The following is a 21188-nucleotide window of genomic DNA, read 5'->3' on the forward strand; positions in this document are numbered from 1 at the left end:
CAGAAAAACTTGAAGGGCGGCCCATCGGGCCGCCCTTCGCAATTTGGTCAAACCGGGTCAACCGGTGATCAGGCTTCGTTCTCTAGATCTTCGATCGCCTTTTGCAGATCATCCTTGCCGACTTCTTTCTCGGTCACGGTGATCTGTTCGATGATATGGTCCACCACCTTGTCTTCAAAAATCGGCGCGCGCAACTGCTGCTGCATCTGCGGGTTCTTCTGAATGAACTCGAAGAACGCGCGTTCCTGCCCGGGGTACTGGCGCGCCTGCGCAATAACGGCCTGCGTCATTTCCTGATCAGTCACTTCGACTTCAGCCTTCTGGCCAATTTCAGCCAGCAACAGGCCCAGCTTCACGCGGCGTACTGCAAGCTTGTCGCTTTCCTCGGTCGTTTCGATTTCGCCGTGGCTGTGGTCGTTCTGGTCCACATCCTCTTGCGAGTCGTGCCACAACTGATGCGCAATCTGCTTGCTTTCTGCTTCCACCAGCGACGGCGGCAGGTCAAAATTCACAGCCGTGTCCAGCGCATCCAGAAGACCGCGCTTCAGTACCGCGCGCGATGCCTGTGCATATTCTGCTTCCAGCCGCTCGGTGATCTGGGTTTTCAGCGCCTCAAGGCTTTCTGCGCCGAATTGCTTTGCCAGTTCATCATCAATCACGGCTTCTGCCGGGGCTTTTACTGCCTTGATGGTGCAATCGAACACCGCTTCCTTGCCAGCCAGATGCTCTGCGCCATAATCGGCAGGGAAACTGACAGTCACGGCTTTTTCTTCACCAGCTTTTACACCGACAAGCTGCTCTTCAAAGCCGGGGATGAACTGACCGGACCCCAGAACCAGCGGGAAATCTTCGGCAGTGCCGCCCTCAAATGCTTCACCGTCGATCTTGCCCACGAAATCCATCGTGATCTGATCGCCATCTTCCGCCGCGCCGTCCTTGTCGTCGAAGTTCTGCGCATTCTTGGCCAGATTCTCCAGCGCTTCCTGAACGGCTGCATCATCAGCTTTGACGACCAGTTTTTCCAGCGCGATGCTGCTGTAATCAGGCGCGTCGATCTTTGGCAGCGCTTCGTAATTCAGTGAAACGACAACGTCATCGCCTTCTTTCCAGTCTTCATTCGTCATCTTGACGTCAGGCTGTGCTGCGGGACGGTCGCCGCTGTCTTCAAAATGCTTGTTCATCGCGCCATCAACGGCGTCTTGCATCGCCTCGCCCAACAGGCGCTGACCAAATTGCTTTTTCAGCAGCGCCATTGGCACCTTGCCTTTGCGAAAGCCCTTCATCTCGATTTCGGGCTGCGCCTCGACCAGTTTCTCGTCGACTTTCGCCGCCAGTTCATCGGCGGTGACCGTGATGGTATAGCCGCGCTTCAGGCCCTCGTTCAGAGTTTCGGTGACTTGCATGAGCATCCTCGCATGTATGACAGGCCGCACAAGGGCGGCCTGATTGAATCTGCGCCTTACTAGGATGCTGTCTGCAAAGGATCAACCCTCATTCGCTGCATTCTGCGCAAGCAGAAGATACGTTTTGCACTTTCCCTGCGCGCAAAACGCGCTCAATCTGGATCAAGACCATTTCAAGAGGTTTCATGCGCCGTTTTATTGCCCTTTTGTCCCTTGTTCTGATCGCGCTGTCAGTCTGGCAGTTGGAAGCAGATCGCACAGGGCTAACCATTTCCCCGCTTGGGGTTGAAGGCGGCACCCCCGCCACCCTGTTTCTAAACAATAGCGGCGGCGCGGCCCCTGTCGTTGTCATCGCACACGGATTCGCCGGGTCGCGCCAGTTGATGGAACCCTTTGCCCTGACGCTGGCACAGGCCGGCTATGTTGTCGCCAGTTTTGACTTTGAAGGGCATGGCCGCAACCCGCGCCCCATGTCTGGCGATGTCAGCACGATTGATGGCACCACAAGACTGCTGATGGAGGAGACTGGGCGCGTGGCGCGGGCCGCGCTGGCCCACCCCCGCGCCGATGGGCGGCTCGTTTATCTGGGTCATTCGATGGCCTCTGACATTGTTGTACGGCAGGCGCTTGAGGAACCTGCTGCCAATGCCGTGGTGGCCATTTCCATGTTCAGCGAGGCAGTAACCGCCGATGAGCCGCGCAATCTGCTGGTCATCGCGGGCGAATGGGAAACCATGCTGGCAGAGGAGGCTGTGAAGGCAATGCGCCTTGCGGACCCGCAGGCAAATGCAGGTGATGTGGTGGGCGACCCGGCGCAAGGCACAGGACGGCGCGCCGTGATCGCGCCCAAGGTCGAGCATGTCGGCGTGCTCTATTCCGCGACAGCGCTGACCGCAGCGCGCGACTGGCTGGATGCAAGCTTCGGGCGCGACAGCGAAGGGCCGGTGGCGCAACGCGGGGGCTGGATCGTGGTGCTGCTGGTGGCGACTGTCGCCCTTGCATGGCCACTGGCGCGCTGGTTGCCTGCCGGGGCTGGCGCAATGCCGCCGCCCCTTTCGACAAGGCGCTTTCTGATCGCAGCGCTGGCCCCTGCCCTGCTGGTGCCCCTGCTGCTTGCACCTTTCGAGATTCGCGTTTTGCCGGTGCTCGTGGCGGATTATCTGGCCCTGCATCTGGGCTTGTACGGGGCCATGACGCTTGCGCTGTTATGGCATTGGGGCCAGTTGCAAGGCCAGTTTCCCGCGCGCATCTGGTGGATCGGCTGCGCTGTCGCCCTGTTCGGAATCGCGGTCCTGGGCGGCGTGCTCGACCGCTATGTGGCGTCCTTTCTGCCCCATGCGGGCCGGGTGGTCATTATCGTAGGTCTGGCACTGGGGGCAGTGCCGTTTTTGCTGGCAGATGGCATCCTAACCCAAGGCGGCAAGGCACAACTTTGGCGTGTGGTCATGGTGCGCTCCGCCTTTCTGGCCTCGCTCGGACTGGCGGTTGCGCTGAATTTCGAGGCGCTGTTCTTTTTGCTGATCATCCTGCCTGTCATCGTCCTGTTCTTCCTATTGTTTGGCACAATGTCGGGCTGGGTCGGGCGCAGAACCGGCTTGCCAGCCGCAGGCGGCATCGGGCTTGGGCTGGTGCTGGCCTGGTCGTTGGGGGTGACCTTCCCCATGTTCGACGCGGGCGCGCTTTAGCCCCCGCCATCACCCGGCAGGGCGCGCGCCTCGATCACGACAAATGCCTGTGCCCAGGGCGCATCATCAGTCAGGCTGACATGAATGACGGCCTCATGGCCGTCCGGGGTCATCGCGGCCAGACGTTCGGCCGCCCATCCAGACACATGCATCACCGGCTGCCCACCCTTCAGGTTGGTTACCCACATGTCGCGCCATGAAATACCCATCGCCAGCCCGGTGCCCAGCGCTTTGGAACACGCCTCTTTCGCGGCCCAGCGCTTGGCATAGGTCGCCACATCATCGCCCCGCCGCAAGGCGCGCGCGCGTTCTTCATCGGTGAATACCCGGTTGCGGAACCGGTCGCCGAAGCGCGCCAAGGTCCGGCCAATGCGGTCTATATTGGCCAGATCGGTTCCGACCCCCAGAATCATCGCAGCTACATCCGCGCCAGATTCATCTGTCGGCGCATTTCCCGAATGGCCGCCTCCAGCCCGACAAAGACCGCTTCACCGATCAGAAAATGGCCGATATTCAATTCTACCAGTTCAGGTATCGCCGCGATCGGGCCAACATTGTCGAAGTTCAGACCGTGACCAGCATGGACTTCCAACCCAAGATCATGCGCCAGCGCTGCCGCAACGATCAGCCTGCGCAACTCGGCAGTGCGCGCGGCGTCATTTCCATCGGCGCAATACTCGCAATAGGCCCCGACATGCAGTTCTACCACTTGTGCGCCCACACGCGCGGCCGCTTCGACCTGCGCCTCATCGGGAGCAATGAACAGCGACACGCGCGAGCCTGCCTCGCGCAGCGGTGCGATGAAGTCGCGCAAGCGGTTATCGTCACCGGCCACTTCCAGCCCGCCTTCGGTCGTACGCTCTTCGCGCCGTTCGGGCACAATGCAGACGGCATGTGGCTTATGTGCAAGCGCGATACGCTGCATCTCGGCGGTCGCGGCAAGCTCCAAGTTGATGGGCAATGTCACTGCCGACATAACGGCAGGAAGATCCGCATCGACGATGTGGCGACGATCCTCGCGCAGATGCAAGGTAATCCCGTCCGCACCCGCTTGTTGCGCCAGTCTGGCGGCGCGTACGGGGTCCGGGTCATGCCCGCCGCGCGCGTTGCGCAAAGTCGCAACATGGTCGATATTCACACCCAGTCGCAGCGGGGTATCAGGGTTGGTCAGGGGCATGTGGTTCCTCGCATTCTTGTGTCAACACATACGCCAGTTGCACCAGAACTCAATAACATACGCTTGCCGCTGCGTCATTTCTTCGCGTCACTTTTGCGCGCCTGTTCAAACCGCTCTTGCAGCTTTTTCAACCTGCGATTGCGGTAGGCCCGGATAAGGGGCAGCGACAGGAAATAGGCGATCACCCCACAGACAAGGCCAATGAAGCTGCCGCCCAGCATATAGGGCACGAAAACATCATCGCCGAACTTACCAAGCTTCTCCCACACGATCGGGTCTGAGGAAAAGATTGCCAGAAAGTTGCGCCCGAATTCACCCCAGATCGCGCCAAAAGCATTCATCGCCTCAGAAGCTTTGATCGACCGCTCGCGGCCCAGCAGAAAGCTGCCCAATTCCATCGAGCTGACCACGATCAGCGGGAAGGTGAAGGGATTGCCAAAAAATGTTGCGAGCAAAGAGGCAAGGATATTGCCCCGCAGCGCCCATGCAATCGACGCAGCGGCCACGAAATGCAGCCCGAACAGCGGCAAACAACTGACCCCAACCCCCGCTGCAATCCCCTTGGCGATCCGTTCGGGGCTGTCGGGCAGGCGCCGTAGCCGGTGCATGACATAGTTGGCTGACCGCCCCCAGCCACCACCAGGAATAAACAGGTTCACCAGGGACTGGCGAAAATTCCTTGGGCTACGCCGTTTGAACACCAAACCAATTGCCCTTCCTAAACCATGCCCCCGCCGTCACGGTCAGGGGCGCAGTGACGGATCACGCGAACGTACAATTTGCGCGACCGCCGTTTCAGCTTCGAGGGCCGTCAACACCTGATGCAGATGCGAGATGCCGCGCAGCTCCAATTCTACCAGCAGGCGATAGAAATCAGGCTTACGATCCACGAACCTCAGATCAGAGATATTGGCCTTATGCTCTCCGATCAAGCTACAGACGCGCCCAAGTACGCCTGCGTCATTGGAAATCGTCAGATCAAGCGACACGCCATAGACTGCCGGATGCGTTCCATCCAGCCAATGCAGGTCGATCCAGCGTTCAGGTTGGTCTTCATATTCGGCCAGCGCCTCGCAATCCATCGAATGGGCAACCACGCCCTTGCCTCGATAGGTGATCCCGATAATGCGTTCACCCGGCAGGGGCTGGCAACAGGGTGCGCGGCGAAAGGACTGGTCCGCCTGCAACCCGACAACCGGGCGCGCCGCATCGACTTCGGGTTCGTGCAAGGTGGTTTCGGGATAGAGCGCATTGACCACTTGGCGCGCACTGAGTTCGGCCGAACCGACGCGGGCGCGCAATTCCGCGGCATTCGGCACGCTCAGCAGTTTTGCGGCTGTTGTCAGAGCCTTGGCGCTAAGTTCACGCCCGGCCCCGTCAAAGGCCAGACGCAACAATTCATTGCCCAGACGCATGAACCGTTCGCGGTCCTCATTGCGCAGCGACCGGCGAATTGCCGATTTCGCGCGACCAGTCACCACAATATCAATCCAGCTGGATTGCGGGCGCTGCCCCTCGGCGGTGATGATCTCGACCGACTGGCCATTGCGCAGCCGGGTCCAGAGCGGCACGCGCAACCCGTCCACCTTGGCCGAGACACAGCCATCCCCGATGCGCGTATGGATCGCGTAAGCAAAGTCCAGTGGGGTCGCCCCACGCGGAAGCTGGATCACATCGCCCTTGGGGCTGAAGCAGAACACCTGATCGGAATACATTTCCAACTTCACATGTTCGAGAAAGGCGTCATGATCCTCTTCATTCTCGAACCCTTCGGTCAGGGTGCTGATCCATTTTGCCGGATCCACGGCAAACGGGTTCTCGCTGCGCTGGCCATCGCGGTAAGCCCAATGCGCGGCAACCCCTGCTTCGGCCACTTCGTGCATTTCCCGCGTACGGATCTGAATTTCAACGCGCTTGCCATCGCGCCCGGACACTGTGGTGTGGATGGAACGATAGCCGTTGGATTTGGGCTGGCTGATATAGTCCTTGAAACGCCCCGGCACGGCAGTCCACCGACGGTGCACCGCCCCCAGCACGCGGTAGCAATCCTCGAATTCAGCGGTGATGATACGAAAGCCGTAAATGTCAGACAAGCGCGAAAAGGCCAGATCTTTTTCCTGCATCTTGCGCCAGACGGAATATGGCTTCTTCGCACGCCCATAAACATCGGCTGTGACTTTCGCGCGCTCCAGTTCTGCGCGGATATCGGCGCTGATGCGGTGCACAACATCGCCCGCCTCGCGCTGCAAGGTAATGAAACGGCGCAGGATGGAGTTTCGTGCCTCGGGATTCAGTACGCGAAAGGCAAGGTCTTCCAGTTCCTCGCGCATCCATTGCATACCCATTCGGCCCGCAAGAGGGGCATAGATATCCATGGTTTCGCGGGCCTTTTGCGCCTGCTTGTCGGGTCGCATGGACCGGATCGTGCGCATATTGTGAAGGCGGTCTGCCAGCTTGACCAGAATCACCCGCAAATCGCGCGACATGGCGATCAGCAGCTTGCGTATATTCTCGGCCTGCTTCGCCTCGGACGATGATAACTGAAGATTGGTCAGCTTGGTGACCCCATCAACCAGTTCGGCAATCTCGTCGCCAAACAGGCGCGCGACTTCCGAATAGGTCGATTTCGTGTCTTCTATCGTGTCATGCAGCAGCGCGGTGATGATCGTCGCATCATCCAGACGCATCTCTGTCAGCAGGGCGGCAACAGCAACAGGATGCGTGAAATACGGCTCGCCCGAATGGCGAAACTGACCTTCATGCATGGCCTCGCCATAAGCCCATGCTTCGCGGATCAGTTTCTCGTCACTTCGCGGATTGTAATTGCGCACAAGTGCGATCAGATCGTCTTGCGTGATCACGCCTGCGGCCCTTCCCTGCCTGCCAATCCAGCCCCTACACCGTGACGGCGCTGGGGGCCAGAGTGACTCAGCCTGCCTGCCCTTGCGCTTCCATCAGCGCGCGCAGCATCTGTTCTTCGCTCATGCCGTCCTGCTCGGGGGCGTCACGTTCGGCACCGCCCATCAGCAGGGCCATATCGTCATCCTCGGGCATGTCGACTTCGATCTGCGTTTGCAGGCTTTCGATCATGCGCTCGCGCAGGTGGTCGGCAGATTGTGTTTCCTCTGCGATTTCACGCAGGGCAACGACGGGGTTCTTGTCATTGTCACGGTCCACCGTGATGGGTGCCCCTGCTGCGATTTCACGGGCGCGATGCGAAGCCAGAGCCACCAACTCGAAACGGTTGGGAACCTTGTCGACGCAATCTTCCACTGTTACGCGGGCCATGATGTCTCTCCAGTCTGCCGGATATGTCGGATCAAGAGGGCTGCATACTGCGCCTGACAGGATAAGACAAGCGCTTGCAGCGGCATTTCGGTGTGAAATTACTGTGAAATTGGCCTGATTTCCGCCAAATCGGCCGGATCCAGCGCCGCATGCATCTGCGCCACGGTCTTTCCGACCACAGGATGGCGCCAATCGGGCGCGATATCCATTAACGGAACCAGAACGAAGGCGCGTTCATGCATACGCGGATGCGGCAAGATCAATTCTTTCGGGGCAAGGCGCATCTGATCCTCCAGATGCAGCCCCGCCCAATGCTGATAGCCGGCCAGATCAGGGCAGATTTGATCGCCGACCGCCAATAGGTCCAGATCCAGCACGCGCGGCCCCCAGCGCTGCTCACGCTTGCGCCCGGCCTGCAATTCGATCTCGTGCAGGATGTTCAGAATCGCTTCGGCGGGTTTATCGCTTTCACAAATGACTGCGGCGTTCACAAAATCGGGACCGGCACCCGGCGGAAAGCATGGGGTGCGATACACCTTGCTTTTGCCCACAACCTCATCTATTTTATGTGAAATTTCGCATATCGCGGACCCGACCTGTTCTAACGTACTATCCTTTTGCCCGTGTAAGTTACCCCCAATGGCAATCATCACCGGATTGCAATTCTCGATGTTATCATTATTTCTCATGTCAAGACGTGGCGCATTGTGAATCCCAAATGTTCTTTTTCACTATTTGAGCAGAACCTCATGCGTCATTACCCGAAACACGTACAATTGTAAGGTAAATTAGATGTTCTACAAAGACGAACGTCTTGCGCTTTTCATCGACGGCGCCAACCTCTACGCCGCCGGCAAAGCCCTGGGCTTCGACATTGACTATAAGTTGCTGCGCCAAGAATTCATGCGCCGTGGCAAACTTCTTCGCGCGTTCTACTACACGGCTCTTCTCGAAAACGAAGAATATTCTCCGATCCGCCCACTGGTCGATTGGCTACACTATAATGGCTACAATATGGTGACAAAGACAGCCAAGGAGTACACGGACTCTCTGGGCCGCCGCAAAGTCAAAGGCAATATGGATATAGAACTGGCCGTGGATGCCATGGAACTGGCCCCAAGGCTTGATCATGCTGTGCTTTTCTCTGGCGATGGCGATTTCCGGCCTCTGGTCGAAAGCCTGCAACGTCAGGGGGTGCGCGTGTCTGTCGTCTCGACCATTCGCAGCCAACCACCCATGATCGCCGATGACCTGCGGCGTCAGGCCGACAATTTCATTGAGCTGGACGAGTTGCGCGATGTGATCGGTCGCCCACCGCGCGAACCACGCTTCGACAGAGAAGCCGATACGGAAATGTCGGAAAGCTGATAGCTGCCCACGCTCTGCAACCGCCAGTCATGATGCGCGCGCATCTGGCTGGCGTGTTGCGTTCAGTATGACAGATCACGTGGCCCATTGCGATCGAGGCCAACAAAATGGGCCAGAGGCGTTCAGGCACCTTGACCGGACCGCACACCACGCTAGCCTGCGACATAAATGCAAAGAATGCACAAGCATTCAGTATTTTTGTTGCTCTATGTCACACAAGCCCCTATGTAATGCTGCAAGCGCAAAATAGATATATCGATCAGATTGGAGTCTCCCATGCCGCATGATGGACAAGCCTTGCACACACCGCTTATCGCAAACCTGCTTGACGTGACGCGCGCTGCATTACCCCCTGTGGAAGCTGCGCTGACAGACGCGCTGACGGTGATGCGTGACCGTATTGCACCCGGCGGCAAGGTCGATGCAACCTTGCTTGAATCGGACCAGTATGCCGCACATGGGCTGGCATGGCTGGCGACCTATGTCGAAAGTCTGCGTCAGATGCAGGGCTGGGCAGAACGCCTGCAAGACGAAAACCGCTTTGGCGAGATGGAACAGCTGATCTTGCAAATCGGGTTTGGCGAATACCTCAACCAGATCGCTGGCGGGATTGCGATGAACCAGGGCGAAGTTGCAAGACTGGCTGATCTTGGTGTTGCCGTCGATCTGAATGATGGTGCCGCCGGACAGTTGCGCCGCGAAGGCAACACAAATGCCGCGCGCATGGCGCTGGTGGCTTGCATGCGTTCCAACCACGGACGCGCCACATTCGGTGCAACCGGGCTGGATGAAGAGCTGGAGATGATTCGTGACCAGTTCCGCCGCTATAGTGATGAGCAGATCGCCCCACATGCCCATGAGTGGCACCTGAAGGACGAACTGATCCCGATGGAGGTGATCGAGCAGCTTTCCGAAATGGGTGTGTTTGGTCTGACCATTCCGGAAGAATTCGGCGGGCTGGGGATGCCGAAATCCGCTATGGTTGTGGTCTCGGAAGAATTGTCGCGCGGTTATATTGGCGTAGGCAGCCTGGGCACCCGCACCGAGATTGCTGCGGAACTGATCCTCTGCGGTGGCACGGATGCGCAGAAAGAACAGTGGTTGCCCAAGCTGGCCTCGGGTGAAATTCTGCCGACAGCGGTGTTTACCGAGCCCAATACCGGGTCAGACCTTGGCGCATTGCGCACCCGCGCGGTCAAGTCGGGGGATGACTGGGAAATTACCGGCAACAAGACATGGATCACCCATGCCGCGCGCACCCATGTCATGACGGTTCTGGCGCGCACCATCCCCGACACCACCGATTACCGTGGCCTGTCCATGTTCCTGGCCGAAAAGGAACCCGGCACGGATGAACACCCATTCCCCACCCCCGGCATGACGGGCGGCGAGATTGAGGTGCTGGGCTATCGCGGCATGAAGGAATACGAGCTTGGCTTTGATGGCTTCAAGGTCAAGGGCGAGAACCTGTTGGGCGGTGTCGAAGGTCAGGGCTTCAAGCAGTTGATGCAGACCTTTGAATCCGCGCGCATCCAGACGGCGGCGCGCGCCATCGGTGTGGCACAGAATGCACTGGAAGTGTCGATGCAATATGCCGAGGACCGCAAGCAATTCGGCAAGTCCCTGATCGAGTTTCCGCGCGTTGCCGCCAAGCTGGCCATGATGGCTGTTGAGATTATGATTGCGCGTCAGTTGACCTATTTCAGCGCCCGCGAAAAAGATGCCGAGCGCCGCTGTGATCTGGAAGCAGGCATGGCCAAGCTGTTGGGCGCGCGTGTGGCATGGGCGGCAGCCGATAACGGCTTGCAGATACATGGCGGCAATGGCTTTGCGCTGGAATACCAGATCAGCCGCATCCTGTGCGATGCGCGCATTCTGAATATCTTTGAGGGCGCTGGCGAAATTCAGGCGCAGGTGATCACGCGGCGTCTGCTGTAACGCAGCCCCGATCATCAGTCTGACATGGGGCGCGCGCGCGGTGGGGAGGAGCCGCGCGCGCCCCCCAAGCATTTCATCTATAGCAACTAGCGTTGGTGGATGATCTCGGGGATTTTCCTCTTCACCTTGAAAAACCCGGCTGTCGCATGGGGCCAGATGGCACTGTCCCAAGGGCGTTGCCACTCGCATAGCGTGATGCCAGCCGCGTCCAGCGCGGGTGCCGCCTCTCGCAACCAGTCGCGTAGCGGCCCCTCTGGCACATAGGGCGTTAGTATCTGGTCTGCGCCCGCCCGCTTTGCCCAGCGCGCCAGATCACCCGGCACGCCTGCGCGCAATCTGTCGGCCTGAAGCCCAGTGCGGCGCGCCGCGTCTGCCAGGGCCTCGGCCTCGAACGCCACAACATCCGCCGAGACAGGCAAAGGGGAACGCAAATGCGACGCGGCCAGCGTGGCAGCAGCGCAAATGTCATATGCAGACAGATCAAAATCCTCTACACGGCAATCCTCTTCGGTGATCAGCAACGCGGCGGGGCGCTTCGGGTCCGGGGCATAGGGCTGGCGCAGGGCTGCAACCGGGGGCAGCCCGTCAGGCTCTGACCCTTCAAGCCCCTGCACAACCTCAGTCAGATCGCTCTCGCGCGGGGTAAAGCGTTGGCCTGTGAATTTGGCAATATTCCAGCCCTGCGCGGCATAGGGCTTGCCCCGCGTGTGCAGCCCCGCCACCCAGCGCCAGCCAAGCGTGTTCGAGGCCGGGTCACCATCCAACAAGTGCCGATAGAAGAAATCCGCCCCCAGCCGCCACGGCAGGCCCAAGCTGAATACCCAGATCGAGGCAAACCACATCCGCGCGTGATTGTGCAAATACCCCGTCTCGACCAGTTCCTGTGCCCAGGCGTCGAAATATGCCAGACCCGTCTGCCCGGCTTCTGCATCGGCCACAGCACGGTGCTGCGCGCGGTCGTGGCGCAAGGCGTCCAGATCGCGCAATACACCCTCTCGGTAACGCGCCCAGACCACCGGACGCCGCTCCAGCCAGCCCTTGAAATAGCCCCGCCAGACCACTTCCTGAATGAATTTCTCGGCCCCTTCCGGCCCGTGGGCAGCAAGGGCAGCCGCAACGACATCTTCTTCCAGCACCAGCCGGCGGCGCAGATAAGGCGACAGGCCCGACACATCGCGGTGCTGATCCGGCCCATAATCATAATTCCGGCCCGCCGCATAGCGCCGCCCCATGCGCGGTACGAAAGCGGCCATGCGTGCCTCGCCCTCGGCCCGTGTTGCTGCCTGATATCGCATATTCCCGCCTCTGACTTGCTGCTCTCGGGCGAAATAGCCTGCACCGCGCGGCCTTCAATCTGATGCGCGTTATTCGGGTGTCTTGGCGAAATCGAAATCATCCAGCCGCGCGCCGCGCCGTGTGATCTTGTCTGCTGATATGCGTATGTCCGACAAATCCCCCTGCACCTGCGCAAAATGCCCTTCCAGCTTGGCCACGCGTGCACCCAGACGGTTTGCATCTTCGACCAACAACTGCACCTCGCGGCGCACGGCGCGGGCCTCGTTGCGCAGGCGGGTGTCTTTCAAAACGGCGCGCAAGGTGACCAGCGTGGCCATACATGTCGACGGCGACACGACCCAAACCCGTGCAGCAAAACTTTCGCGCAGCACATCGGCCATATTGGCGTGCAGTTCCGCATAGACCGCTTCCGAGGGCAGGAACATCAGCGCGCCCTCTGCCGTCTCGCCCGGCAGGATGTAGCGATCCGCAATGGCGCGGATATGCCCACGCAGGGCGCGCGACAGCGCGCGCCGCGCTTCGGCGCGCTGCGCGTCATCTGTGGCGCGGGTCAGCGCCTGCCAGGCTTCCAACGGGAATTTGGCATCCAGCGCAAGGGGTTGTTCCAGATGGATCAGCGCATCCACCCGCCGCCCGTTTGAAAGGGTCGCTTGCAGGCTATAGGCGTCAGGCGGCAGGGCATCGGCCAAAAGCGCCTCTAGCTGCACCTCGCCAAAGGCCCCGCGCGCCTGTTTGTTGGACAATATGTCCTGCAAACTCAGGACATTGCCCGAGAGCGCCTCGATCTTGGCCTGTGCGGCATCTATCACCTGCAACCGTTCGCGCAAGGCGCCCATACTGCTGGCCGTGGCCTGCGCGTTGCCCGCCAATGTATCGCCCATATAGCGGCCCATATCTGCAAGGCGCGCCTCAACCAGCCCGATCACCTGTGTCTGGCTTTGTGCCACCTGCCCCAGCCCGCCTGCAAGCTGCTGTTGGCTTTCGCCAAGGCTGGTCAGCCGCGCATCCAGCACCGCCAGCCGCCCCGAAAGCGGCCCCAGCACCCGCGCCAGCCGCCATAGCACCCCAAGCGCCACCGCCCCCAACCCAAGCGCGATGAGTATAGGATCATCCCAAGACAGGGTCATCTGCGGCCAAACAGCTTTTCGATATCATCTAGGCCCAGTTCGACATAGGTGGGCCGCCCGTGATTGCATTGGCCTGACAGGGGCGTTGCCTCCATCTCGCGCAGAAGCGCGTTCATCTCTTCCACCCGCATCACGCGGCCCGACCGGACAGAGCCGTGACAGGCCATCCGCGACAGAACCGCATCTATGCGCGCCTCAAGGCTCTGGCTTTGTCCCAGATCGGCCAGTTCATCCAGAATGTCGCGCAGCAGGCCTGCGGCATTCATCTGCCCCAGAATGGCCGGTGTCTCGCGCACGATGATGCTGGCGCCGCCAAATGCCTCGATCACCAGCCCAAGGGCGGCCAGATCAGGCGCAAGTTCCAGCAGATGCGCCGTTTCATGCGCTGACAACTCGACAATCTCGGGGATCAGCAACGCCTGTGACGCAACCCCGTTTTCCGCGCGCTGGCGCTTCAGCCGTTCATAAACCAGCCGTTCATGCGCGGCGTGCTGATCGACAATCACCATCCCGCGTGTGGTTTGTGCGATGATGTAATTCTCGTGCACCTGCGCGCGTGCTGCCCCCAAGGGCGCCTCTTGGGGGCCATCAACGGGCGCATCATGGCGCGCCGACACGCCCTGCGGCTCAGACCAAAGCGCTGGTGCCTCGGCCAAGCCTTGCGGGGCTTGCATCTGATAGGCGCTGCGTATCGCTGCGCCGGAAGGGCGGTCCATCTGGTAGCGCTGTGGCGTGCCTTGGGGCTGCATCGCGCCCAGCATAGCCCCACCCACGGTGCTGGAGGCCCTGTGCCCGGCCCCGGCCAGCGCATGGCGCAAGGCGCTGACGACCAGTCCTCGCGCAAGTCCGGGATCACGAAAGCGCACTTCGGATTTGGCCGGGTGGACATTCACATCCACCAGTTCCGGGTCACAGTTCAGGAACAATGCCACCACAGGGTGACGGTCGCGTGACAAGACATCGGCATAGGCCGCGCGCAAGGCGCCCAACAGCATCTTGTCGCGCACAGGGCGACCATTGACGAACAGATATTGCGCCACGGCTGCCCCGCGCGAATAGGTGGGCAGCGCCGCCAGCCCGGTCAGGTGCAACCCTTCGCGTTCGGCATCTATGCGCAGCGCGTTGTCAGTGAATTCGCGCCCCAGAATCGTGGCCATCCGCTCTTCCAGCGCATCGAATAGCGCGCCTTGGGCCGCATCTGCGCGGAAAATCTGGCGGGCTTCATTGTTGGACACATCGCTGAGGGTAAAGCTGACATAGGGTTCGGCCATGGCAAGGCGTTTGACCACATCTGCAATCGCCTGCGCCTCAGCCCGGTCAGAGCGCATGAATTTCAGCCGCGCTGGTGTGGCGTGGAACAGGTCGCGCAGGGTTACCGTCGTGCCATATTGCGCCGCCTCTGGCCGCACAGCGCCAATGCGCCCGCCATCCACCGAAAGGGTTGCCCCTTCCTCACCTGTCGTGCGCGTAGTCAGTGTCAGACGGCCCACAGCCCCCAGCGAGGGCAGCGCTTCCCCCCGGAACCCAAAAGAGCGGATATTCAGCAGATCCGTTCCATCAATCTTCGAGGTTGCATGACGCGACAATGCAAGTGGCAGGTCTTGCGCACTCATCCCATGCCCGTCATCGCGCACGCGGATCAGTGTCTTGCCGCCATCGGCATAAGCAATATCAACACGCGTTGCGGCTGCATCCAGCGCGTTTTCCACCAGTTCCTTGACCGCAGAGGCGGGACGCTCGACCACTTCGCCAGCGGCAATGCGGTTTACCGCCGCTTCATCAAGCTGGCGTATCTCTGGGCGTATATTGCGGTCAGGTGCGTTCATCCCACAGGATATAGCATGACCGCCCCGCGCCTGCCAAGCCTCAGTTCAACCCGACAGGCTGCCCGACGACAACAAAAAACAATGCCTCGGGGTTATAAAGCCGGGATGCAAGATCATTCACCTCGTCCAGTGTCAGCGCGCTGATCATGTCATTGCGGCGGTTGACATAATCAATATCAAACCCCTGATATTGCATGGACGCCATGATCGAAGCGATTGACGAATTGCCATCGAAGCGCAACGGATACGCGCCTGTCAGATACGTCTGTATGCGGGCCAACTCTTCCTCGGTCACCCCCTCGCTGGCGATTTGCGCCCATTCTTCGCGCAACAGGTCTATCACGATCTCAACATTCGCATTATCTGTGGACAAGCGGCCCTGATAGCTTTCGCCCAGCGCGCCAGATGACAGAAACGCGCCAATGCCATAGGTCAGGCCGCGCTCTTCGCGCAAGGACCGCATCAGCCTTGTACCGAACCGGCCTCCACCGAAGACTTCATTCACGACAAAGGCCGTCAAAAACTCTGGATCATCGCGCGCGATTCCCGCGTGTCCAAAAGCAATCACCGATTGCGGCCCATTGAAATCGATCACCTCCATGCCCGGCTCGGCCAGAAATTCGGCGCGATCTGGCATATCCCAGCCAGTTTCGGGCACACCTTCGAACAAACGGTCCAGCAATTCCCCCAGCGCATCAGCCGAAATGTCACCGGCGGCACCAATATACACCCGGTCGCGCGTAATCGCGCCCTGATGCGCGGCGACCAGCGCATCGCGGTCCAGCGCGCCTACTGTCTCGGGTGTTCCGTTACTCTCGCGTCCATAGGGGTGGTCCTGAAAGGCCGCACGCGCAAAAGCGCGCGACGCGATTGTGTTGGGGTCCAGCACATCGCGGCGCAGTTGCGCCAGAAGCTGGCCACGCGTGCGCGCGATGGCATCTTCATCAAAGCGCGGTTCGGTCAGTGCAAGGCGAAGGTGGTCGATCACCTCGTCCGCATCCTCGGTCAGGAACCGCACTGAAACGGAAACTGAATCGCGCCCCGAATCGAAGCGGATGCGCGTTGCCAGTTCTTCGCTGCGGGCCGCAAAAGCCTGCGCATCCATGTCGCCTGCGCCCTCGCTCAGCAACGATGTCATCAGATTGACAACACCCGCCTGCGCATCGCTTTCCAGCGCGGCCCCGCCAGGAAAGATCAGCTCCAGCGACACAAAGGGGATAGAGCGTTCCTCAACCAACCATGCCTCCAGCCCGGAGGGAGAGGTCACATGCGTGATATCAACCTCGGCGCGCAGCGGAAAGGCGGCCAGAATGAACAGGGCGATCAGACGTTTCATTGGCTCAACTCCGGCTCTTGGGGCAATGTCAGGTATCCGGTCACAGCGGCGCGGCGGTCCAGCAGCATCTGACCTGCGTCAATCACGTCTTCCGGGGTGACGGCTTCCAGCGCGTCGATCCAGCCCTCGATATCATCAACATTCAGCCCGATGCTCAGCCCCACGCCAAACTGACGGGCACGCGATTGCGCATCATCCAGCCCGTAGATTTCAGAGGCCCGCAATTGCCGCCGCACCCGTTCAAACTGTGCGGTATCAACGCCTTCTTCCAGAAACTCGGCCACGACACGGTCAAGGGCCGCTTCGGCTTCTTCTAGGGAAACGCCATCGACCGGCGCAATCCCAAGCGAGAATACGCCATAGTCGCGCGCCATTCCATTGTAACTGGCCCATGCTGACAGCGCGACGCCTTCCTCGAAATTCAGCCGCCGTTCAAGCACGGATGTGGTTGAACTGCCGCCCAGTAGCGCCGCAAGCATTTGCAGCGCGGCGGCTTCGGACTGGTCGCCACTGCGCCGCACCGGGGCCAGATACATGCGACTGACATAAGGCGTGCCCACGCGCGAATCTTCAAACACGATGCGGCGCTCTGCCAGATGCGGTGGTTCCGACAGGCGCGTGGTTGCGGCAACATTCGGGTTGGCGGGAATGGAACCGTAATGCTGTTCCGCCAAGTCCAACGCTTCAGCCGTATCGACATCGCCCGCAATCACCAGAACAGCGTTATTCGGGCCATAATGCAGGTTGTAGAATTCCATCGCATCCTCGCCGGTCAGCCCCTCCATCTCGTGCCGCCAGCCAAGGATCGGGGTGCCGTAAGGATGCGCCTTGTAAAGCGTGGCCAACATCGCCTCATTGAATTGCGCGCCGACGCGGCTTTCCAGAACCTGCCCGCGTTCTTCCAGAATCACGCCGCGTTCGGGCAGCCATTCGGCCTCGGTGAAGGATAGGTTTTGCATCCTGTCGGCTTCCATTTCCATCATCAGGTCCAGACGGTCAGACGCCACACGCTGGAAAAACCCGGTGTAATCCCAAGACACAAACGCATTGTCGCGCCCGCCATTCGCTTCGACAATCGCCGAGAACTCTCCGGGGTCGCGGGTCTCTGTTCCCTTGAACATCAGGTGTTCCAGAAAATGGGCTATGCCGGATTTGCCCGGCGGCTCATCGGCTGCGCCTGCGCGATACCAGACCATATGCACGACAACAGGGGCGCGCCGGTCTTCGATGACGACAATTTCCAGCCCGTTATCCAACTGGGCATGTGTAACGCTATCGGCATAGGCCGGTTGCAGCAGACCAAGCGCAAGAAGGGCGGCGAAAGCAAGTTGGCGCGCAAACATGAATATCCTCCAGAACCCAGACAGGGCGCAAGCTACTGTCTTTGGGGCGGGTTTCAAGCCCATGCACGCAAGCGTGACGTTGCAATCTGTGCCGGGCACGACCCGGCACAGCACAAGATCACTCGACCGTGACAGTAATCATCTCGGAAATAATGGGCGGATCGTGCGGGACATGAAACTGATCCCCCATCACCAACACAAATGTGTGCGTGCCTGAAGGCAATTCCAGCGTGGTCTCGGTCTGCCCGCCACCGAAATGCAGATGGGTGTCCGAGAAGGGCACATCCGCGTTGAAATCAATCTCATCGGGTGACACATTTATCAGCATATGGTGATGCCCAGTATCAGGCCAGTCGACACCCGCCGGTGCAATACCGATGCCACGCGCGCCAAAACGGAATGTCACCGGGTTAGAGACGGTTTCTCCATCCGTCGGGCTAATGAAATAGACCGACGCCCCTTCGGGCGCAGGCGTGCGTTCAATATGGGCATGGCCATGATCATCGCTGTTTGCAAAACCAGCGGTTGCCGCGAAAACAATGCCACAAGCGTAAAGAACCGATTTATTCATCAAGCTTCCTCCCTTTACGGCAAAATGCCGGAAAGAAAGGGTAACCCAAATGCCGCCAATCAGAGAGTCAAATATTCGCGCTCTGCCTGCATACCCTTATTCGGGCCGTGGTGGGGCTGACGGGGTTTGCGCACCAGCACGCCGCCAGCGTTCCAGTTCCGCGTATTTGTCCAGCCACATAAACTCATAGGCATTATGATAGACATTGACAGAGAACCACCGCTCCAGCAGACGCCCCTGATTGCGGCGGCGGAATTCGAGGTCTTCGGCAGCGAGTTGTTCCCTGATCCCTTCGGACCGGCCAAAGCGGCTGGCATGATTCACGATCCCGCCATCCGCTGTCCCCCGCGCAACAGCAGCCGCCGGGTTGCCGCCCAGTGCGCGCGCAATATCGGCGCGCGGCTGCGGGTCCACCCGGTTTACACCATTGGGATTCGGCGGCGGCAATTCAGTCAGGCTGGTCGGCATTTCCAGCGGGCGTGTGGGTACGATGCCGAATTCATCCGGCCCGCGTTCTTGCGTGGCCGCGTGCATCAGAATGGGGTTTTCATTGTCCGAGCACGCGCTGATTGACAGCACTGCCGTGCCCAACGCTGCGAAGATGACCTGCCTGACCGCCATCAAGACCCCCATTCCTACTATCTCAACGCTTTGCTCTTAGCGCATTCTATTCTTTGCGTCACGCCCTCGATGAACAAATCGCGGTTTCACTTCTGCGGCTGCTTCGGGCCACCCCGCCCAGAGAAGATGATCAACGCCACCGCTCCGGCAAAAATCGCCGCGTCCGCAATGTTGAAAGAATACGGATTTCTTAGTCCGCAACAAGACATGTTGATGAAATCGGCCACAGCCCCCCAGCGCAACCGGTCGATCACATTGCCCAGCGCGCCCCCGATCAGCAACCCGGCCCCGGTTTGCAACGCCGCCGTTGGCCCTTCGCGCTTGACCCAGACCCAGACAAACGCGCTGATTGCCAGCGCAATCGCCACCAGAACATAGCGCATCACAACGCTGTCAGACCCGAACAGCCCGAAATTTATGCCTGTATTCCATGCCATCGCAAAGTTCAGATAGGGGTCGATGACAGGAATGAACAGCCGCTGGTCCAGTGCCAGTCGGTCAATCACCCACCATTTGACCGCCTGATCGGCGATAACTGTCAGTCCAAGAACGCCGATTGCAATGCGCATCGCGCAGCACTCCCTGATCAGTGGCGGAAATGGCGCTGGCCGGTAAAGACCATCGCCAGCCCCGCCGCATCGGCCGCCGCGATCACCTCGTCATCGCGGACAGATCCACCGGGTTGGATGATTGCACGCGCGCCTGCCTCGGCGGCGGCAAGCAAACCATCGGCGAACGGAAAGAACGCATCCGACGCCACGACCGACCCTTGGGTCAGCGGCGCGTCCAGACCCAGCACCTCGGCCATGTCCTGTGCCTTGCGCGCGGCGATGCGGGTCGAATCGACCCTGCTCATCTGGCCTGCGCCAACACCGACCGTGGCCAGATCCTTGACATAGATAATGGCGTTGGATTTGACATGCTTCGCCACTTTCCATGCAAACAGCATATCGGCCAGTTCAGCCTCGGTCGGGGCGCGTTTTGTCACCACTTTCAGATCTTCGGCACGGATCATGCCATTGTCACGGTCCTGCACAAGAAACCCGCCGGACACCTGTTTGAACGCAAGCCCGCCCAAACCGGGATTGGCCAGCCCCTTGGTTGTCAGAAGGCGCAGGTTCTTCTTTGTGGCGAAATGCGCGATGGCGTCCTGATCTGCGGCAGGGGCAATGACAACTTCGGTAAATATGCCGGTAATCGCCTTGGCGGTTTCCAGATCCAGCTTCATGTTCAGCGCGATGATGCCGCCAAAGGCAGAAGTGCGGTCGCAATCATAGGCGCGGGCATAGGCCTCGGCCAGTGATGAACCGCGCGCAACCCCGCACGGGTTGGCATGTTTGATAATCGCACAAGCCGGGCCGTCGGCAGGCAAGAATTCGGACACCAGTTCAAATGCAGCATCGGTGTCGTTTATGTTGTTATAGCTCAACTCCTTACCCTGATGCTGCACCGCTGTCGCCACGCCAGGGCGGGTTGACCCATCCCGGTAGAAAGCCGCGGCCTGATGCGGGTTCTCGCCATAGCGCAGGGTTTGCGCGAGGCTGCCCGCAAAGGCGCGGCGGCGCGGCACAGCCTGACCAATAGCCTGCGCCATCCAGGTGCTGACTGCGGTATCATAGGCAGCCGTATGGGCATAGGCGCGCTGCGCCATTGTCTGGCGGAAGGACAAACGCGTCTTTCCATTTTCCGCGTCCAGTTCCGACAGTAGCGGAATATAGTCGTCGGGATCGGTCACAACCGTGACAAAGGCGTGATTCTTGGCAGCGGCGCGCAACATGGCAGGCCCGCCAATGTCGATATTCTCAACCGCTTCGGCATAATCCGCACCGCGCGCAACAGTCTGTTCGAACGGGTAAAGATTGACCACCAGCAAATCAATCGGGCGGATGCCATGCGCGGTCATCGCGCCCATATGTGCCTCGTCATTGCGCAACGCCAGCAAGCCACCATGCACAGCAGGGTGCAATGTCTTGACCCGGCCATCCATCATTTCGGGAAAGCCGGTCACATCTGACACATCCTGCACCGCAAGGCCCGCCTCGCGCAGCGCACGGGCTGTCCCGCCGGTCGAAATCAACTCGACCTTGCGCGCGGCCAGTGCTTTGGCAAGGTCAATCAATCCGGTCTTATCTGACACCGAAATCAGCGCGCGCTTTACCGGGGCAAGGTTTACAGGGGCCGTGTCAGTCATATCTCATCCTTGGTTCAA

The 21188-nt window shown here is 59.9% G+C and carries 19 protein-coding genes; 3 read left to right on the top strand and 16 right to left on the bottom strand.

Annotated features, from left to right (window positions below; translation table 11 throughout):
• Positions 1–68: 68 nt before the first annotated feature.
• Positions 69–1403: a trigger factor gene (gene tig / locus EV660_RS16265; RefSeq protein WP_071479196.1), complete on the bottom strand. Its 1335-nt coding sequence runs from the start codon at positions 1401–1403 to the stop codon at positions 69–71.
• Between the two features lie 185 nt (positions 1404–1588).
• On the opposite strand from tig, the gene EV660_RS16270 reads away from it, so the two are divergent.
• On the top strand, positions 1589–3088 hold the full coding sequence (locus EV660_RS16270; RefSeq protein WP_071479195.1) for an alpha/beta fold hydrolase: 1500 nt from the start codon (positions 1589–1591) through the stop codon (positions 3086–3088).
• Here the strand turns inward: EV660_RS16270 and acpS are convergent.
• The 6 genes from acpS to folK all read right to left on the bottom strand — a co-directional run bounded on the left by acpS (position 3085) and on the right by folK (position 8242).
• Complete coding sequence (gene acpS, locus EV660_RS16275; protein WP_071479194.1) at positions 3085–3501, bottom strand: holo-ACP synthase; 417 nt, start codon at positions 3499–3501, stop codon at positions 3085–3087. The genes EV660_RS16270 and acpS overlap by 4 nt on opposite strands.
• Positions 3502–3506: 5 nt before the next feature.
• Positions 3507–4265, bottom strand: a complete 759-nt coding sequence (locus tag EV660_RS16280; RefSeq protein ID WP_071479193.1) for a pyridoxine 5'-phosphate synthase — start codon at positions 4263–4265, stop codon at positions 3507–3509.
• A 74-nt stretch (positions 4266–4339) separates the two neighbouring features.
• Positions 4340–4966: a DUF2062 domain-containing protein gene (locus EV660_RS16285; RefSeq protein WP_276469399.1), complete on the bottom strand. Its 627-nt coding sequence runs from the start codon at positions 4964–4966 to the stop codon at positions 4340–4342.
• A 42-nt stretch (positions 4967–5008) separates the two neighbouring features.
• The gene (locus tag EV660_RS16290) at positions 5009–7126 is read right to left on the bottom strand and encodes a RelA/SpoT family protein (RefSeq protein ID WP_071479191.1); all 2118 of its coding nucleotides are present in this window, start codon (positions 7124–7126) and stop codon (positions 5009–5011) included.
• Positions 7127–7193: 67 nt separating this feature from the next.
• On the bottom strand, positions 7194–7553 hold the full coding sequence (rpoZ, locus tag EV660_RS16295; RefSeq protein WP_071468545.1) for a DNA-directed RNA polymerase subunit omega: 360 nt from the start codon (positions 7551–7553) through the stop codon (positions 7194–7196).
• 98 nt (positions 7554–7651) lie between these two features.
• Positions 7652–8242 (bottom strand): 2-amino-4-hydroxy-6-hydroxymethyldihydropteridine diphosphokinase, encoded by a 591-nt coding sequence (gene folK / locus EV660_RS16300; RefSeq protein WP_084634598.1) that lies wholly within the window; start codon positions 8240–8242, stop codon positions 7652–7654.
• Between the two features lie 103 nt (positions 8243–8345).
• Between folK and EV660_RS16305 the strand changes: the two genes are divergently transcribed.
• A complete protein-coding gene (locus EV660_RS16305; RefSeq protein WP_071479190.1) occupies positions 8346–8921 on the top strand; it encodes a LabA-like NYN domain-containing protein in 576 nt (191 codons plus the stop codon).
• A gap of 276 nt (positions 8922–9197) precedes the next feature.
• Complete coding sequence (locus EV660_RS16310; protein WP_071479189.1) at positions 9198–10859, top strand: acyl-CoA dehydrogenase family protein; 1662 nt, start codon at positions 9198–9200, stop codon at positions 10857–10859.
• A gap of 86 nt (positions 10860–10945) precedes the next feature.
• Here the strand turns inward: EV660_RS16310 and EV660_RS16315 are convergent, their stop codons facing one another.
• The 9 genes from EV660_RS16315 to purH all read right to left on the bottom strand — a co-directional run bounded on the left by EV660_RS16315 (position 10946) and on the right by purH (position 21170).
• Positions 10946–12154, bottom strand: coding sequence for an FAD-binding domain-containing protein (locus EV660_RS16315; RefSeq protein ID WP_071479188.1), 1209 nt, complete (start codon positions 12152–12154; stop codon positions 10946–10948).
• A gap of 69 nt (positions 12155–12223) precedes the next feature.
• Complete coding sequence (locus tag EV660_RS16320) at positions 12224–13282, bottom strand: DNA recombination protein RmuC (protein WP_071479187.1); 1059 nt, start codon at positions 13280–13282, stop codon at positions 12224–12226.
• A complete protein-coding gene (mutL, locus tag EV660_RS16325) occupies positions 13279–15108 on the bottom strand; it encodes a DNA mismatch repair endonuclease MutL (protein WP_071479186.1) in 1830 nt (609 codons plus the stop codon). The genes EV660_RS16320 and mutL overlap by 4 nt, the downstream gene beginning before the upstream one ends.
• A 40-nt stretch (positions 15109–15148) precedes the next feature.
• Positions 15149–16444 (bottom strand): M16 family metallopeptidase, encoded by a 1296-nt coding sequence (locus tag EV660_RS16330; RefSeq protein WP_071479185.1) that lies wholly within the window; start codon positions 16442–16444, stop codon positions 15149–15151.
• Positions 16441–17787, bottom strand: a complete 1347-nt coding sequence (locus EV660_RS16335) for a M16 family metallopeptidase (protein ID WP_071479184.1) — start codon at positions 17785–17787, stop codon at positions 16441–16443. Before EV660_RS16335 ends, EV660_RS16330 begins: the two co-directional genes overlap by 4 nt.
• A gap of 118 nt (positions 17788–17905) precedes the next feature.
• The gene (locus tag EV660_RS16340) at positions 17906–18358 is read right to left on the bottom strand and encodes a DUF4399 domain-containing protein (protein WP_071479183.1); all 453 of its coding nucleotides are present in this window, start codon (positions 18356–18358) and stop codon (positions 17906–17908) included.
• Positions 18359–18454: 96 nt separating this feature from the next.
• Positions 18455–18979: a DUF3035 domain-containing protein gene (locus tag EV660_RS16345; RefSeq protein ID WP_071479378.1), complete on the bottom strand. Its 525-nt coding sequence runs from the start codon at positions 18977–18979 to the stop codon at positions 18455–18457.
• An 86-nt stretch (positions 18980–19065) separates the two neighbouring features.
• Complete coding sequence (lspA, locus tag EV660_RS16350) at positions 19066–19548, bottom strand: signal peptidase II (protein WP_071479182.1); 483 nt, start codon at positions 19546–19548, stop codon at positions 19066–19068.
• Between the two features lie 17 nt (positions 19549–19565).
• Positions 19566–21170, bottom strand: coding sequence for a bifunctional phosphoribosylaminoimidazolecarboxamide formyltransferase/IMP cyclohydrolase (purH, locus tag EV660_RS16355; RefSeq protein ID WP_071479181.1), 1605 nt, complete (start codon positions 21168–21170; stop codon positions 19566–19568).
• Between the last annotated feature and the right edge of the window lie 18 nt (positions 21171–21188).

The organism is Roseinatronobacter bogoriensis DSM 18756 (genome assembly GCF_004366635.1).
Taxonomy (GTDB): Bacteria; Pseudomonadota; Alphaproteobacteria; order Rhodobacterales; family Rhodobacteraceae; genus Roseinatronobacter; species Roseinatronobacter bogoriensis.

Coding starts and splice junctions, on each gene's coding strand:
- EV660_RS16345 (WP_071479378.1), bottom strand. CDS start 18,979: ATGGCGGTCAGGCAGGTCATCTTCGCAGCGTTGGGCACGGCAGTGCTG.
- EV660_RS16335 (WP_071479184.1), bottom strand. CDS start 17,787: ATGTTTGCGCGCCAACTTGCTTTCGCCGCCCTTCTTGCGCTTGGTCTG.
- EV660_RS16280 (WP_071479193.1), bottom strand. CDS start 4,265: ATGCCCCTGACCAACCCTGATACCCCGCTGCGACTGGGTGTGAATATC.
- EV660_RS16310 (WP_071479189.1), top strand. CDS start 9,198: ATGCCGCATGATGGACAAGCCTTGCACACACCGCTTATCGCAAACCTG.
- EV660_RS16330 (WP_071479185.1), bottom strand. CDS start 16,444: ATGAAACGTCTGATCGCCCTGTTCATTCTGGCCGCCTTTCCGCTGCGC.
- lspA (WP_071479182.1), bottom strand. CDS start 19,548: ATGCGCATTGCAATCGGCGTTCTTGGACTGACAGTTATCGCCGATCAG.
- folK (WP_084634598.1), bottom strand. CDS start 8,242: ATGAGAAATAATGATAACATCGAGAATTGCAATCCGGTGATGATTGCC.
- rpoZ (WP_071468545.1), bottom strand. CDS start 7,553: ATGGCCCGCGTAACAGTGGAAGATTGCGTCGACAAGGTTCCCAACCGT.
- mutL (WP_071479186.1), bottom strand. CDS start 15,108: ATGAACGCACCTGACCGCAATATACGCCCAGAGATACGCCAGCTTGAT.
- EV660_RS16340 (WP_071479183.1), bottom strand. CDS start 18,358: ATGAATAAATCGGTTCTTTACGCTTGTGGCATTGTTTTCGCGGCAACC.
- EV660_RS16305 (WP_071479190.1), top strand. CDS start 8,346: ATGTTCTACAAAGACGAACGTCTTGCGCTTTTCATCGACGGCGCCAAC.
- EV660_RS16270 (WP_071479195.1), top strand. CDS start 1,589: ATGCGCCGTTTTATTGCCCTTTTGTCCCTTGTTCTGATCGCGCTGTCA.
- EV660_RS16320 (WP_071479187.1), bottom strand. CDS start 13,282: ATGACCCTGTCTTGGGATGATCCTATACTCATCGCGCTTGGGTTGGGG.
- tig (WP_071479196.1), bottom strand. CDS start 1,403: ATGCAAGTCACCGAAACTCTGAACGAGGGCCTGAAGCGCGGCTATACC.
- EV660_RS16315 (WP_071479188.1), bottom strand. CDS start 12,154: ATGCGATATCAGGCAGCAACACGGGCCGAGGGCGAGGCACGCATGGCC.
- purH (WP_071479181.1), bottom strand. CDS start 21,170: ATGACTGACACGGCCCCTGTAAACCTTGCCCCGGTAAAGCGCGCGCTG.
- acpS (WP_071479194.1), bottom strand. CDS start 3,501: ATGATTCTGGGGGTCGGAACCGATCTGGCCAATATAGACCGCATTGGC.